Annotated in this window: 16 protein-coding genes; 9 read left to right on the forward strand and 7 right to left on the reverse strand. The window is 35.0% G+C overall.

All coding sequences use genetic code 11. The features are described from left to right. Positions 1 to 20: 20 nt before the first annotated feature. The 5 genes from pspD to tyrR all read left to right on the forward strand — a co-directional run bounded on the left by pspD (position 21) and on the right by tyrR (position 5,279). Positions 21 to 275 carry a phage shock protein PspD gene (pspD, locus tag AACV01_RS16275; protein ID WP_232504910.1) on the forward strand — a complete coding sequence of 85 codons (255 nt, stop codon included), beginning with the start codon at positions 21 to 23 and terminating at the stop codon, positions 273 to 275. Then, positions 256 to 1,650, forward strand: a complete 1,395-nt coding sequence (locus AACV01_RS16280; RefSeq protein ID WP_049198985.1) for a YcjX family protein — start codon at positions 256 to 258, stop codon at positions 1,648 to 1,650. The genes pspD and AACV01_RS16280 overlap by 20 nt, the downstream gene beginning before the upstream one ends. Beyond that, complete coding sequence (locus AACV01_RS16285; RefSeq protein ID WP_004243095.1) at positions 1,647 to 2,693, forward strand: YcjF family protein; 1,047 nt, start codon at positions 1,647 to 1,649, stop codon at positions 2,691 to 2,693. The genes AACV01_RS16280 and AACV01_RS16285 overlap by 4 nt, the downstream gene beginning before the upstream one ends. 461 nt (positions 2,694 to 3,154) lie before the next feature. Next, on the forward strand, positions 3,155 to 3,577 hold the full coding sequence (locus AACV01_RS16290) for a hypothetical protein (protein ID WP_004243094.1): 423 nt from the start codon (positions 3,155 to 3,157) through the stop codon (positions 3,575 to 3,577). 136 nt (positions 3,578 to 3,713) lie between these two features. Further along, positions 3,714 to 5,279: a transcriptional regulator TyrR gene (gene tyrR, locus AACV01_RS16295; protein ID WP_004243093.1), complete on the forward strand. Its 1,566-nt coding sequence runs from the start codon at positions 3,714 to 3,716 to the stop codon at positions 5,277 to 5,279. A gap of 99 nt (positions 5,280 to 5,378) precedes the next feature. Here the strand turns inward: tyrR and tpx are convergent, their stop codons facing one another. Then, positions 5,379 to 5,882 (reverse strand): thiol peroxidase, encoded by a 504-nt coding sequence (gene tpx, locus AACV01_RS16300; protein ID WP_004243092.1) that lies wholly within the window; start codon positions 5,880 to 5,882, stop codon positions 5,379 to 5,381. A 225-nt stretch (positions 5,883 to 6,107) separates the two neighbouring features. Here tpx and AACV01_RS16305 point away from each other — a divergent pair, with 225 nt between their 5' ends. Next, complete coding sequence (locus AACV01_RS16305; protein WP_161682175.1) at positions 6,108 to 7,727, forward strand: peptide ABC transporter substrate-binding protein; 1,620 nt, start codon at positions 6,108 to 6,110, stop codon at positions 7,725 to 7,727. A 355-nt stretch (positions 7,728 to 8,082) separates the two neighbouring features. Here the strand turns inward: AACV01_RS16305 and AACV01_RS16310 are convergent, their stop codons facing one another. Together AACV01_RS16310 and AACV01_RS16315 are read right to left on the reverse strand one after the other, a co-directional pair. Then, a complete protein-coding gene (locus AACV01_RS16310; RefSeq protein ID WP_161682177.1) occupies positions 8,083 to 8,643 on the reverse strand; it encodes an outer membrane beta-barrel protein in 561 nt (186 codons plus the stop codon). A 292-nt stretch (positions 8,644 to 8,935) separates the two neighbouring features. Further along, the gene (locus AACV01_RS16315) at positions 8,936 to 9,268 is read right to left on the reverse strand and encodes a DUF4377 domain-containing protein (RefSeq protein ID WP_004248145.1); all 333 of its coding nucleotides are present in this window, start codon (positions 9,266 to 9,268) and stop codon (positions 8,936 to 8,938) included. A 364-nt stretch (positions 9,269 to 9,632) separates the two neighbouring features. Here AACV01_RS16315 and zntB point away from each other — a divergent pair, with 364 nt between their 5' ends. Then, on the forward strand, positions 9,633 to 10,616 hold the full coding sequence (zntB, locus tag AACV01_RS16320; protein ID WP_004243087.1) for a zinc transporter ZntB: 984 nt from the start codon (positions 9,633 to 9,635) through the stop codon (positions 10,614 to 10,616). 314 nt (positions 10,617 to 10,930) lie between these two features. Here the strand turns inward: zntB and ttcA are convergent, their stop codons facing one another. Beyond that, the gene (gene ttcA / locus AACV01_RS16325; protein ID WP_004243086.1) at positions 10,931 to 11,851 is read right to left on the reverse strand and encodes a tRNA 2-thiocytidine(32) synthetase TtcA; all 921 of its coding nucleotides are present in this window, start codon (positions 11,849 to 11,851) and stop codon (positions 10,931 to 10,933) included. Positions 11,852 to 12,201: 350 nt separating this feature from the next. Beyond that, complete coding sequence (gene leuE / locus AACV01_RS16330) at positions 12,202 to 12,870, reverse strand: leucine efflux protein LeuE (protein ID WP_004243084.1); 669 nt, start codon at positions 12,868 to 12,870, stop codon at positions 12,202 to 12,204. Positions 12,871 to 13,310: 440 nt separating this feature from the next. Here leuE and AACV01_RS16335 point away from each other — a divergent pair, with 440 nt between their 5' ends. After that, positions 13,311 to 13,613 (forward strand): putative quinol monooxygenase, encoded by a 303-nt coding sequence (locus AACV01_RS16335; protein ID WP_004251042.1) that lies wholly within the window; start codon positions 13,311 to 13,313, stop codon positions 13,611 to 13,613. A gap of 88 nt (positions 13,614 to 13,701) precedes the next feature. Here the strand turns inward: AACV01_RS16335 and gloA2 are convergent, their stop codons facing one another. Continuing rightward, positions 13,702 to 14,091, reverse strand: a complete 390-nt coding sequence (gloA2, locus tag AACV01_RS16340) for an SMU1112c/YaeR family gloxylase I-like metalloprotein (protein WP_004251044.1) — start codon at positions 14,089 to 14,091, stop codon at positions 13,702 to 13,704. Between the two features lie 352 nt (positions 14,092 to 14,443). On the opposite strand from gloA2, the gene AACV01_RS16345 reads away from it, so the two are divergent. Further along, positions 14,444 to 14,980 carry an Ail/Lom family outer membrane beta-barrel protein gene (locus AACV01_RS16345; RefSeq protein ID WP_004243080.1) on the forward strand — a complete coding sequence of 179 codons (537 nt, stop codon included), beginning with the start codon at positions 14,444 to 14,446 and terminating at the stop codon, positions 14,978 to 14,980. 147 nt (positions 14,981 to 15,127) lie between these two features. Here the strand turns inward: AACV01_RS16345 and AACV01_RS16350 are convergent, their stop codons facing one another. Further along, positions 15,128 to 15,457 carry an HI1450 family dsDNA-mimic protein gene (locus AACV01_RS16350; protein WP_012367973.1) on the reverse strand — a complete coding sequence of 110 codons (330 nt, stop codon included), beginning with the start codon at positions 15,455 to 15,457 and terminating at the stop codon, positions 15,128 to 15,130. Positions 15,458 to 15,499 lie beyond the last annotated feature (42 nt).

Here is a 15,499-nt window from a genome sequence, read left to right on the forward strand (position 1 = left end):
TTGCTTATTAAGGAGGAATGATGAATTCCACTTTGATACCGACAACCGTTAAAACAAATAAACTCACTAAATGGGCGAAAAAAGGGGTAACATTTGCTTTAACGTTATTAACTTTATTTGGGCCAGCCGCAATAACCGGCGGTATATTAAAACGTGTGAGTTATAAACCGTTACGTTGGTTGGTTCTATTGATAGCTGAGCCTATGATAAAAATGGGGCTAGATAAGTTATCGCGTCACGTGTCTTGGGAGAAACATGAAACGCTTACAAAATGAACTAACTGCACTGATTAATCGAGGCGTAGATAGGCATTTACGCCTCGCTGTTACAGGGTTAAGCCGCAGTGGTAAAACAGCCTTTATTACCTCTTTAGTCAATCAACTCACCAATGTACATAGTGGGGCGCGTTTACCTTTATTTTCTGCGGCACGCAACCAACAGTTATTAGGGGTTAAACGTATACCGCAACATAACTTAAGTATTCCACGCTTTACTTATGATGAAGCTATGGAGTCACTTTACCATACGCCTCCTAGCTGGCCTGTTCCCACTAAAGGTGTCAGTGAAATACGTTTGCAATTACGCTATCGCTCTCATGAGTCTTTAACGCGTTTTATAAAAGAGACTTCATCGCTCTATTTAGAAATTGTTGATTATCCCGGTGAATGGTTACTTGATTTACCTATGCTTGAGCAAGACTATTTTGAATGGTCTGAGCAGATGAATAGAATTAATCAACAACGAACGGCACCTGTGCAACAGTGGCAGTCGTTAATAAAAAAATGTGATCCCTTTGCCCCTGCTGATGAAACGCTGTTAGCCGAGATCGCCGCAGCTTATACTGAATACTTATTAGCCTGTAAAAAACAGGGACTACATTTTATTCAACCGGGACGCTTTGTTTTACCGGGGGAATTATCCGGCGCGCCTGTTTTACAATTTTTCCCTTGGGCTGACTTAACGCAATACGATAGTGCTAAATTAAAAAATGCTGATAAAAAAACCAATATTGGTATGTTAAAAAAGCGCTATGAATATTATGGTCAACATATTGTAAAAGGATTTTATCGCGACCATTTTCAAGGGTTTGACAGACAAATTGTCTTAGTCGATTGCCTACAACCCCTAAATCAAGGTGCGGATGTTTTTAATGATATGAGACAAGCGCTCACACAATTAATGCGCAGCTTTCATTATGGCAAACGAACCTTATTAAGACGTTTATTCTCCCCCTGTATTGATAAACTGCTATTTGCAGCCACTAAGGCTGACCATATCACGCCAGATCAGCATGAAAATTTAGTCTCTTTGTTACAGCAACTTATTCAAGATGCGAAACAGAATGCTATTTTTGAAGGAATAAGCATTGATTGTATGGGGCTTGCTTCTATTGCTGCCACAGAAAGTGGCATTGTCGATCATCATGGTGAAAAAATCCCAGCCGTAAAAGGCTACCGACTAACGGATAATCAGCCGCTCGTTTATTTTCCAGGAGAAGTTCCTAAGAGATTGCCTGAAAAGGCATTTTGGCAAAAGCAAGGATTTAGTTTTGAATCTTTCCGGCCTCAACAAATATCGAGAGACAGTGCCGTTCCCCATATTCGTATGGATAGTGCCTTGGAGTTTTTATTAGGGGATAAACTAAAATGAATGAGCCATTAAAATCACGTATTGATTTTAAACAATCAACCTTACAAAACGAAGAAATTAGCTTAAAAAAAGGGCTTGATTTCAATCAAGATGAACAATTTGTTCCCTACAATCCGCAATTAGAGGCACAGGAAAATGAAGGGCGTTTAGAAGGTGAGATCCAATCGGCCCTAAAGCCTAGAAAAAGTTTATGGAAACGCTTAATAACAGTGGCGAGTACTATTTTAGGTGTTAGTGTTATTGCTCAAGCGGGACAGTGGATCTATCAATCATGGATAAATTCTGATTGGATTGCTTTAGGCGCAGCCAGTGCGGGAGGATTAATTGTTATTGCGGGTATGGGATCGGTAATTACTGAGTGGCGTCGTATTTATCGTTTACGCCAACGGGCTGACGAGCGTGATAAAGCGAGAGAATTACTCTATAGTCATGCAATAGGGAATGGTCGCCCTTTTTGTGAAGATTTAGCCAAACAAGCAGGTATTAATTCACAACATCCTGCTTATATTCGTTGGCAAAGTACATTACATGATACGCATAACGATAGAGAAATTTTAGAATTATATAGCCAATTAGTACAACCGATTTTAGATAAGCAAGCACGGGCTGAAATTAGTCGTTCTGCAGCGGAATCAACCCTTATGATTGCAGTAAGTCCATTAGCAATGGTGGATATGGCGTTTATTGGTTGGAGAAATATTCGGTTAATTAATCGTATTGCACAAATATATGGTATTGAACTTGGTTACTATAGCCGACTAAAGCTATTTCGCTTGGTACTCGTCAATATTGCGTTTGCTGGGGCGACTGAATTAGTGAGAGAAGTGGGAATGGATTGGCTTTCACAAGATTTGGCTGCTCGGTTATCCACGCGTGCTGCTCAAGGTATTGGCGCTGGATTATTAACTGCCCGATTGGGAATTAAAGCAATGGAGTTATGCCGTCCATTACCCTGGATTGATAATAAGCCTAAATTGAGTGACTTTAGAAAAGAGCTTATCGGTCAATTAAAAAATACATTAGGTAATAAGAAGAAAGAGTGAGTTATCTATCAATATATTCTTGAATTCAAGATAAATTGAATAGCCTCAACAATAAGTATTATTGTTGAGGTTTTTTTATCGCTAAATTAATTGTTAGTGTATATAAAAGTGATATGTGTATGGGCAAGGAAATAATTTATTTCTATCAAAAAATATACATTTTATTGTTGTAAAGTTAGTTGGTATTACATTGGTAAAAAAATAGTTATAAGTAAAGATTAATAGCTTTAAGGTGCTTGGTTAACTCATTGTATTTGTTTGTTTTTATTTCTTTTTTAACATTTAGCTAACGTTTTTTCTTTTTTTGATAGTAAAGCTTATTTACTTTAGTATGATAAATAGCGTCAACATAATATAAATGTATAACTGCCATGATGTTTAATATTAAATTATTAGCTGGTTAGTATTTTATATAATAGTGTTTTTATATTAGTTTATATCTAAAGTACGAGGAAAGAAAAATGAAGATTGAAACAATAAAAAAACTTTCAAAACAAAGACGCAAGTTTTATATTGGTTCTTCTTTGAATATTACTCATATTAACCGTCAATTGGCCTTTTTAACGCCTATTTTGGATGATGCAATTGATAAAATAAAATATGCACAACAAAAGCAAGCTCTATTATCACCAATTAAAGAAACGGCACAGATCTTTGAGTATGTAAAAAACAATAATAAAAAGAAAGCAGCGATATATGCACTAGATTATCTCATTTTTTGTTTTTCTCATGGTTGTTGTACAATCAAAAAATTTATAAGAAGAGAACTTATGTTTTTATTGGAAAGGATCAAGCATTTTATCGCTTATGAGTTAAAAGAGATCATTCAACCTTCAACATTTTTCTGTTTTAATTTTTTAAAAGCGTTAAAAAAGCATTTATAATCAAAATATCACCTCTTTTGTGTAAAAATAAATGCTAATAGTGTCAACTTTTGCTGACAAAGCCCTTTATTTAATTGATATTAATGTATAATATCAGCAATTAGTTCAGGGGCACTCAGTATTAAGAAGGTTTAAAATGCGCTTAGAAGTTACCTGTAAAGATCGCATCGGGTTAACCCGCGAATTACTCGATCTGCTTGTATTAAAAAATATCGATTTGCGTGGAATTGAAATCTTTCCTATTGGTCTTATTTATCTAAATTTTTCGCAAATCGATTTTAATATATTTCAACCTTTAATGGCTGAAATCAGAAGAATTGAGGGGGTTATCGATGTTCGTACTGTGGCTTTTATGCCATCAGAGCAAGAGCATCGAGCTATGTGGACACTATTAGAATCAGTACCTGTCCCTGTCTTTTCTATTAATACCAAAGGTCAAATTAAGTTATTAAACCCAGCTACACGGCATCTGTTTGAATTAGATGAAAATGATAAAAATGAAAAATCTTTTAACCAACTGATACCTAACTTTAATATCCATCGCTGGTTAGAACAAAAAGATCCTCATGCTGAAATTATCTCCATCAAATTAAAAAAACAACATTTTGATATGGAGATTGTGCCAATAAAACTGACTGATGATAATCAGTTTAATCATTGTGTTGGTGCACTCATTTTATTGAAATATCGCGGAATAATTCATGAGCATCCGAAATTAATTGTTAATGATAATTCGGGGTTTGAACAAGTTATTGCTGTTAGCACCCCCATGAAACAATTAGTTGAACGCGCTAAGAAAATGGCAAAAATGGATGATCCTTTATTATTAGTGGGGGATACGGGGACGGGCAAAGATCTATTTGCTAAAGCTTGCCACTTATTAAGTCCTCGAGCCAGAGAGCCATTTTTAGGTCTTAACTGTGCCTCTATGCCTGATGATGTGGTTGAAAGTGAGTTATTTGGTTATGCGGCAGGTGCATATCCTAATGCTATCGAAGGTAAAAAAGGCTTTTTTGAACAAGCCAATCGAGGCACTGTTTTGCTGGATGAAATTGGCGAAATGTCGCCACAAATGCAAATTAAACTCCTGCGTTTTTTAAATGATGGTACTTTCCGTCGTGTTGGGGAAGAGCACGAAGTTAAAGTTGATGTTCGAATAATTTGTGCAACACAAAAAAACTTATGGGAATTAGTACAAAAAGGACTATTTAGGGAAGATCTCTATTATCGACTTAATGTATTGACATTAACTCTACCACCGTTGCGGGAAAGAAAAGCGGATATCATGCCGTTAGCACTGCATTTTATTAATCAATATTGTTTAGAGCAGAAAGCATCAAAACCTGTTATTTCCCCTGATTTATCTGCTTATTTAGTACAATATGGCTGGCCTGGTAATGTTCGTCAATTAAGAAACACAATTTATCAAGCCATGGCTCAGTTAGTAGGCAATACATTGCGACCTCAAGATATTGCCTTGCCTGAGCATACTGCGGATACTTTATTTGATGAAGATTTGCTTGAAGGCTCGCTAGATGAAATGACTAAGCGATTTGAAGCTTCTATTTTAAGGCGTTTATATCGTGATTATCCAAGTACACGTAAACTGGCTAAACGTTTAGGTATTTCTCATACCGCGATCGCAAATAAATTACGTGAATATGATTTAACAAGTAAAAAAGCAGATAAAACAGAGAAATAATACTATATTACAATGTGTTAATGGTTTTTATTTAAACAAACGGGCTATATTAGCCCGTTTGTTTTTTACATTACTCGGTATGAATAACGTTATTGTCAATTATTTTAGTACAGCTAATGCTGCGTCATAATTAGGTTCAGTGGTGATTTCATCAACTAATTGGGTGTAGATAACGTTGTTACTTTCATCAAGTACAATCACAGCACGGCTAGTTAATCCCGCTAAAGGACCTGACGTAATCGCGACACCGTAGTTTTCTTTAAATTCCGCACCACGCATTGTTGATAATGTGACAACATTATCTAAACCTTCAGCACCGCAAAAACGTGCTTGTGCAAAAGGTAAATCTGCTGAAATACACAGTACAACGGTATTATTTAATTCGTTGGCGACTTTATTAAATTGGCGAACACTCGCTGCACAAACACCAGTATCTACACTTGGGAAAATATTTAATACTTTACGTTTGCCGGCAAATTGCGCTAAAGAAACATCATTTAGATCTTTACCTACTAAAGAAAAATCGGCTGCTTTTTGGCCTACAGTGGGGAAGTTTCCAGCTAAAGTCACCGCATTACCTTGTAAAGTCACTTGATGTGCCATTGTTGTTCTCCTTTGTTACTTATTGAACTAACCATTATTAATACTAAATTATTAACGATAATATTCGTTAATGCGTAACCATGATTAAAATTTGTCTACATCTCTAAAATAAAAGAGTGAAAACGGTAAAATTGATAAAATTTTTGCAATCAGTGATTGTGCCTTTTTATCAGGCTTTTATAATTATTAAGTTAACTCGCTTATAGACTACAGGACGAAACAGACATGCGCAAAATATTCGTTATATCATGTGCACTTGTCGTTCAAGGATTGCTCATATCACAGGCTAATGCGGCAGTGGTGCCATCAGGAACGATACTCGACAAAAAACAGGAAGTAGTGCGACATTTAAAAGATGAACCCGCATCACTTGATCCCATTAATGCCGTAGGTTTAACGGAGGCTCAAGTTCAACGAGACTTATTTGAAGGATTAGTGATAGAAGATGAGCGAGGGCGTCCCATTCCTGGAGTGGCACAATCATGGCGAACAGAAGATAACCGGGTTTGGATTTTTACATTACGTGATAATGCTAAATGGTCAAATGGCGAAAAGGTAACCGCTTCTGACTTTGTTTATAGTTGGCAAAGATTAGTTGATCCAAAAAATCTTTCTCCTTTTGCTTGGTATGCAGCCCTAGCTTCTATTGAGAATGCCCAAAAAATTATTGATGGTAAATTAAAACCAACCGCGTTAGGTGTGGAAGCCATTGATGAAAAAACGTTAAAAGTTACCTTAGAACGACCTGTTCCTTATTTCCCTAGTTTAGCGACCAATTTTTCACTTTATCCTGTACCTAAACACACAATCGAAAAATACGGTTCAGAATGGATCAAAGTAGGTAATTTAGTCGGCAATGGGGCTTTTATACTAAAAGATCGCGTTGTGAATGAGAAAATTGTGTTAACGCCAAACCCTTACTATTGGGATCACCACAATACGGTGTTAACCAAAGTCACTTTTGTGCCTATTAATCATGAATCACAAGCGACTAAACGTTATTTAGCTGGGGATATTGATATTACAGAGTCTTTTCCTAAACACTTATATCACAAATTGATGAAAGATATTCCTGATCAAGTGTATATCCCTGAGCAGTTAGGTACTTATTATTATGCATTTAATACACAAGCAGGGCCTACCAAAGATATTCGGGTTCGCAAAGCATTAGCTATGGCGATTGATAGAAAAATTATTACAGACAAAGTCCTTGGTACTGGAGAAAAATCAGCGAATCGCTTTACTCCTGATGTGACGGCTAATTTTACACCTGAGCCAACGCTATATGATGAATACAGTCAGGATGAATTAGATAGCCAAGCCAAAATATTGTTATCAGCAGCCGGCTATGGTCCTCATAATCCTTTAACTCTCTCTCTGCTTTATAATAATTCAGAAAATCATCAAAAGATCGCCATTGCTGTCGCTTCTATGTGGAAGAAAAAGTTAGGCGTAAAGGTAAACTTACGCAATCAAGAGTGGAAAACTTATATTGATAGTCGTAATTCAGGTGATTTTGATGTGATAAGAGCATCATGGATAGGCGATTACAATGAACCCTCCACATTCTTATCTTTATTAGGCTCTAAGCATGCTGGAAATATCCCAAAATATCAGAGCCAGCAATATGATGAGATTTTAGTCCAAGCCAATATGACGACAGATGAAGAGGAAAGAAATCGTCTCTATAATCGTGCAGAACAGGTTATTGCGGAAGAGGCGCCTATTGCCCCTATCTATCAGTATACTAATGGTCGTCTAATCAAACCTTGGCTAAAAGGTTATCCCATTGGGAATCCTGAAGATGTCGCTTATAGCCATATGCTGTATGTTATAAAGCACTAAATAAGTGTTACAGGCAATAAGATAAGAAAGCCAAAATATTAGCAAAGAGTACGTAATGATTATTGCGTACTTTTTTTTAGGGGAAGAGAGATAGAGAAAAAAAATCCCTCTGTTATGCAACAGAAGGAGACTCAAAAGGAATAAACATTGCAAAATTATGTTAATATAATTTTGCATGAATGTTTTGACTAATCGTGCAGTTGATGCAAAGTATAAATTTATACTTTTTATTTATAGGTATAACTACTTAATATAGCTTTATAATTATAATTTCAGTGGTCAGTAAACGTATTTTAACAACAAATAAAATTGATAAGATTATTTTTAACTTATGTTATCGCATATTTATAAAACATTAAAAACGATAGCCTAAGGATAATTGGATACTATTTAGTCTAATATTATGTTTGTTTGACTCAGTATCTGAATGTAAATAGCCAAGATTAATGCCTACATTTTTTCTAAGGCTATAATCAATACCCGCTTGAAACATCACATTGGTGGTGTCGACGATAATGGTATCGGTTACCGCAACGCCTGAATAACTTTTATCAACTCGATATTTTAATTTTTTAGGCCCCATTTGGGCGTAGATAGCCAAAGAAGGTGTAATTCGATACGTTGGGCCTATTAACAATGCAGAAACCTTTGCATGTTCATCTTTTGTGCCTAGCTTAAGTGAGCTAGCGTCTATAAAATGGCTTTGATGTGTTGACTTGATATGCAGCAATGAAAGTAACATTCCCCAGTGAATATCGGATCCATAGTGATAACTTATTATTGCACCATTTGCTTTGTGGTTTTTTATTTTTCCATATATATAACCGCCATAAATTGCCTGATTATTCTCAAAAGCATGTAGTAATGGAGAGAAAGGTAAAATAAAGCTTATAAATAAAATAAGATTTTTTTTCATTATCGCGTATCTAATTTGTTGGAGATGGCGATATTTTTAGTGAGTTAATAACATATTTCAAGTTAATTTCTTTGGAATGATTCTTAAAAAAAACTAGCATTCTTATTGAGTTAAAAGAAATTATTTTGGTATTAATAGAAGGGTAATTACTATAATCTTAGATAATATAAGATATTTTATAAATAATCGTTATTATTATTGGATCTTATTTATAATTTATAGCTAAAGGAAAGCGTAATAATAGCGAAATAAACAATGGATCCGAAAATCCATTGTTTAGCTAGTGAGTTACTTACTTTTTATCTAAGATCTCAACCAGTGTATATTTGATGCTTGGTGCATCCGCAGGAGGATTAGGAATATCTGTAACTTTGACTTTTACTTTGTACTGCGTTCCCGCTTGGTAATCAAATCCTTCGATATTTTGATAGAAGAGAGACCATTCACCAGCAGGTAATTCTTTTACTTTCATGCATTTCATTGGCGCAACACCAACACAATCATAAAGCTGAGAGTCAATAAGCAGTGTTTTTGTCGAATCGTTCATAACTTGGGTGTTGGTTCCTGTCGCTGTATTGCATCCTGCTAAAAGTAAAAATAAAGGAATGGTGAGAAACTTTTTCATATTAATAGCCTTATTTCAGGGGCGACAAATTAATTTAATATTTACGTTTATTTTAAGCAAATTTCATTTTTATGACTAATATCTAGTGCCAATCGATAACCTAAATATAGGCATATATTGAAAAATCTATCATAACCTAATAATGAATGCTTATTTTAGTGTAAAAATCTTAAAGTAGAAAATATCTTACTCAATAATGTTGTTGTAGATGGGGGGACGTGATGGCGTTAATCTAGGCTAAATAGTAGCTTGATTTAACCTCTTGCAACATAATCAAATAAAGGCAATATTATTGATTGTTTACATGATTTTAGAAAAAAGCATAAAATTATATTTTAAATGATGGTATCAAGGAGGACGAATAATGAAAAGTGTCAATAACGCTATAATCGAAGATTCTGATGCTATCTATACGGCTCAGCTTAATGGGCATGGCGGAATTATGCCGATCACGGCTAATAGCATAGCAAGTAATGAAAGGCCTTTTTGGGTTCATCTCGATTATCGTAAACCCAAAAGTGATCAGTGGATTAATCAGACTGAGTTACTTCCTCCTATCGCAAAAGATGTGCTTTTAGCTGAAAATGTTCGACCTAAGGCACAGCGTATCGGGGAAGGGGTTATTATTAATTTGCAAACGATTAATAACAACCCCGATGATCGGCCGGATGAACTGATTGCATATCGTATTTATATTAATGGTCAAATGATTATTTCGAGCCGACATCGTCGCGTTAATTCCGTTGATTCGGTGATCCACTCTTTAGAAGTGGGTGATGGTCCAGAAAATAGTGGTAGTTGGTTGATCACTATGGCCGATGCAGTGACAGATGAAATAGGTGATTTTGTTGAAACACTTCATGACCAATTAATTGAGTTGGAAGATATGATCCTCGATCAGCAAATTCCGGCTCGAGGTGAATTGGCATTGCTACGTAAGCAACTGATTGTGTTACGTCGTTATATGGCGCCACAACGTGATGTATTCTCCCGACTTTCTATCGAAAAATTACCTTGGATGAGCGACAGTGATCGCATTAGTTTGGTTGAAATATCAGAACGTCTCTCGCGTCGATTAGAAGATTTAGATAGTAGTATTTCTCGTACAGCCGTTATTGCTGATGAAATTACTTCAATGATGGCAGATGCGATGAACAGACGAACATATACCATGTCATTGATGGCGATGCTATTTTTGCCTACGACCTTTTTGACAGGACTATTTGGGGTTAATTTAGGGGGGATCCCCGGTAATGAATTTCCTTATGGCTTTGCTATATTTTGCTTTTCACTGTTTTTCTTGATTGTGATTGTTGCTTGGTGGTTAAAGCGTAGTAGGTGGTTGTGAAATTTCAGCAAATTAATCGTAACTAAATGGATTTAAAAAAGAATTCTCTAACTCTGTTTGAGATATATCAATTTTTCAAATGCCAACATCTGGCATTATAACTCTCGCAGGTGAATACAACGTTGAGCGATGAACGTTGTGCTCCATAATTGTAGTTTTTCTCATATTGAGTTCTTAATACAGAATAATTGACCATTATTACACCGATGTTAAATAAACATCGGTTTTTTTTTGCTTATTATTCTCGTCATAAGCAAAGCATATTAAACCCCAGCGCAACGACGATGGTTTGCTAGGGATAATACTGGCTATGCTTATTTTACCTCAACAACATCCAATCTAGCTTGGCTAAAGTCAGGACGCTCATCTTCATCATCGGAAAGAATAGGGCTTGTTGGAATATCATCCTTATCAAATGCTAGATCACCGCCGTTAATAATCTCATCACCCTGTTTGATATTAGCAAAGTCAAATAATTGGGTATCACATAGATGCGAGGGAACAATATTTTGGGTTGCCCTAAACATGGTTTCAATGCGCCCAGGGTAACGTTTATCCCAATCTCTTAGCATCTCTTTGATCACTTGGCGTTGTAAGTTAGGTTGAGAGCCACAAAGATTACACGGAATAATAGGGAAATTTTTTGCTTGAGCAAAACGCTCAATGTCTTTTTCTCGGGCATAAGCCAATGGACGAATAACGATATGTTTTCCGTCATCACTCATTAATTTAGGTGGCATGCCCTTTAGCTTTCCACCATAAAACATGTTCAGAAACAGCGTTTCTAAAATATCATCACGATGGTGACCTAAAGCAATTTTTGTTGCCCCAACTTCGGTGGCTGTACGGTATAAAATACCACGACGTAAGCGAGAGCAAAGTGAACAGGTGGTTTTACCTTCTGGAATGATCTCTTTTACAATACCGTAAGTATTCTCTTCAACAATTTTATACTCTACACCCAGTTGCTCAAGATATTCAGGTAAAATATGCTCAGGGAAGCCCGGCTGTTTTTGATCTAAATTAACGGCAATTAAGGAAAATTGTATTGGCGCGCTTTTTTGCAAATTCATTAAGATAGATAGGAGAGTATAGCTATCTTTCCCGCCAGAAAGGCACACCATGATTTTATCGCCATCTTCAATCATATTAAAATCAGCGATAGCTTGCCCAACGTTACGGCGTAAGCGTTTTTGTAATTTGTTAAAATTATATTGCTCTTTTGGGATGCTCATTTTTTACGGTTCTATATCGTTGCTAAGGTTTTTTAACTTACTTTAAAGAGGTTTTCTGCTTTGTTTTCAATTTGTTGCATGACGTGCTTTATCGGAATAACATAATATCTATGCGTTTAAACGAATAAAGCTAAAAAGCAAAATTTAATCACCACTTATTGCAAGGAAATGATAAGCCGACAATGATAACAGAAGCATCGCGCATTTCGAAACTGCTAAGTAAAATAATCGCCACCCTGTGGGGCTGACTTACTGATCAAGATAGTAATGGGGGAAAAATAGCGATTACTATAAAGATAATCGCTATTGATAACAACAGCCCCTTATTTAAGTCACTAAAGGACGTCTATTTAAGAGGAGAGTGTGGCAAGTTTGGTGGCAAACCCCATAAAAAATAGCCCAACAATACCATTTCCCAGTTTAGCGATATTTTTACGTGAACCGAAGAAACGCGCCAATGCTACACCACCAAAAATAAGAAAAGAGAGATAAACAAAGCTAAATGCTTCAAGCATAGAAGCTAAGATCAAGTAGGATAAACCAGTATGTGCATAGTTAAAGTCGATAAATTGCACAAAAAAGGAGATATAAAACAAAATCGCTTTGGGGTTGGTTAAGCTTAATGTTAATGCCTTACGAAATACATGTTCTTGAATACAGTTTGTCTCAGTATGGCTTTGCTTTTTGGCAAAGAAGTTAGCATGAATAATTTTGATACCGAGATAGAGTAGATAAAAAGCACCTAAGAAACGGACAATAGTAAAAAGCACAGGAGAGGCTTTAATAACTGATGCCACACCGATAAATGCTAAGAAAATTAAGATAGCATCGCCAATAAAAACCCCTAATGCGGCTCGATAACCTGCACCAACTCCTCTTGATGCACTGGTTTTAAGCACATAAAGGGAATTAGGGCCGGGGACGATAATAATAAAGAACATACCCGCAAGATATGTCCAAATATTGAGCACTCCAAATTGTTCAAGCCACACAGTAACCCCCATACTTTTACTGTACATGATATAAACGTTGACCTGTTATTATATAAAGAGAAACAGAAAAATTTAAACGCCTATTTTTATACACTTTTAGCATAATTATTCGTAAATAATGATTTTTATACAGAAAGTAAGTTGTTTTTTAGTAGAAAATAGGGGGGAAGATCATCGTGATACAGAACAGAAGTGAATAGGGTCAATATTATCTTAAAAAGTAGAGTTTATCTTATTGAATTATCTATTTTTATCAAAAATAATAGCAACATATACACTTGCATATAAAACTAAGGAAATAGATCATGGCAACCACTTTTCTACCTATTGGTCTTTTTGGGCCATTAAACCCTATTGGTTTGGGCGGTATTATGTTTGAATTTTTCTATTATTTTTAATCATAATATAACCTCTATACTAGTAAATAGTACCTCATCACCATTCTATATTAATAGTAAGGGATATTTATGATAAAGGTTATTGCAGAAGATTTTATTAAATCAGGATCAATAGAAACGGTCTTACCACTTTACCAAGAATTGGTGAAAGCTAGCCAACAAGAAGCGCTTTGTATTAGCTATGATTTATTTGTTGATGAGAAAGATCCCGGTCACTTTATTTTTATTGAATCATGGCCAAATAAAGAAGCACTAGATATTCATTGTAATAGTGAACATTTTCGTCGCATCATTCCGATGATTAAACAATATACAAAAGCAGAGTCAAAAATCACTTTAGTCAATAGTGTATTTGATAAAAATATAGATTAATCATTTTATGTCTATATTTTAACGTATTAATAAATAATATATTAATTTGGGCCGCATTATTTATTGCGGCCTTGTTATATGTTGTGAATTATATTGAATAAAGCTCTAAAGGTAAGCCATCGGGATCTTGAAAAAAGGTAAAACGTTTTTGGCTACTAGGATCAATACGTATTGGCTCGCATTGAATATTGTTTTGTTGTAAATAAGCAACTGAAGCATCAAGATCGTCCACTGCAAATGCCACATGGCGTAGACCACGTGCTTCTGGGTAACTTAAACGTGCTGGCGCATCTGGGAAGCTAAATAATTCAATTTGGTAGACTGTACCTAACGCAAGCTCAGCTTTCCAAGATTGTATTTCTTCACGGTATTTTTCATTTAATAGGGTAAGCCCCAGTATTTGACAATAAAAATGTTTGCTGATGGTATAATCAGAACAAATAATCGCCACATGATGAATTTTATTTAATTTTAACATTGATAACTCAACTAATAAAAAAATAACATAAGATAAATTATGCTATAAAGATAGCATAAAATAATAGATTTAATAATATATATTTTATATAAGCGTATGATTTTTTATTTTTATATTTTGGTTAATTTAGAATAATCAAAAACAATAACAATTCTTAATATTTACTTAATGGTGGATAAAAATAATATAAGTTTACTCTAATTAAAGAGAGAGATTTTATTTTCATTTTATTAATAAGAATTTCTTTATAATAAATGTTTTTTATTGTATCTTTTTTATTGTTTAAAGATGCTTAACTTCATAAAAAATATATTTTTTTTAGTTTTTTTGTTATTTTATATAGAGAATAAAAATGAAATTTAATTTTTTGCTTTCAACTTCAATACTCGTTGTTTCTACTCTTTCTTTTAATGCTTATGCAACATTAGAAAATACAGTGTCGATAGGGTATGCTAAATCTAAATTGAAAGTCGATGAAGATTTAATAAATGATAACCTTAAAGGTATTAACTTAAAATATAATCATGAAGTAGCTAATGATTGGGGCGTTATCAGTTCGTTTTCATATGCAAAAAATAAAAATGATGGTTATGATCATTGGGGATATGCAGGTACTTCAAAGATTAGCTACTATTCGTTAACGGCAGGTCCAAGTTACCGCCTTAACAATTATGTCAGTGCATATGGACTAATAGGTTTTGGCTATTTTCATGAAGACTTTCACTACTATGATGAAAGAGAAAAAGAAAATAAGATATCAATGGCTTATGGATTAGGTGTACAAGTAAACCCAATCACTAACTTAGCTATTGATGTTTCTTATGAATACTCCAAACTATATGATATTGATTTTACTACTTGGGTAGTGGGTATCGGTTATCGTTTTTAATCAAAGGTGTCACACACGATAGTCAATATATTTTCTAAGGTCGCTTTTGCGACCTTTTTAGTCTTTATATAAGCTACTTTTAAACAAATTAAAATTGATAAGTTCGCCAGTGTAGTTAAACAGACAATTTGTGTGGTTATTAAGAAGTTAAGATTTCCAAATAATATGGTACATAGGTTGCAGGGGATCACGGCTAATTAATACACGACCAAAAATATCATCAATATCGGCGTTTTCATCCGGTGCAAGACCGATAATCACTTCACTAAACCGGGCTGATGAAACAGGTAAACCGACAATAAATTGCCAATCATTCCCTAATGTAACAACTTCAGCCGCACCTCGTTCTTCAAATTGTAAATTAAAAAGCAGCTGATCGGCTACATCAAGATTATCAGCGGCTTGCGCTAAAAAGAGATCATAGGCTTGTTCTAAAGCTTCTTCTTCACTGATTAAGGTTGGTTGGTTCATGGTCATGCCTATAAATTATGTCAATATTGTCGCGCTATTTATATCGAT

It is taken from the genome of Proteus sp. G2609 (genome assembly GCF_963896135.1).
GTDB lineage: Bacteria > Pseudomonadota > Gammaproteobacteria > Enterobacterales > Enterobacteriaceae > Proteus > Proteus mirabilis.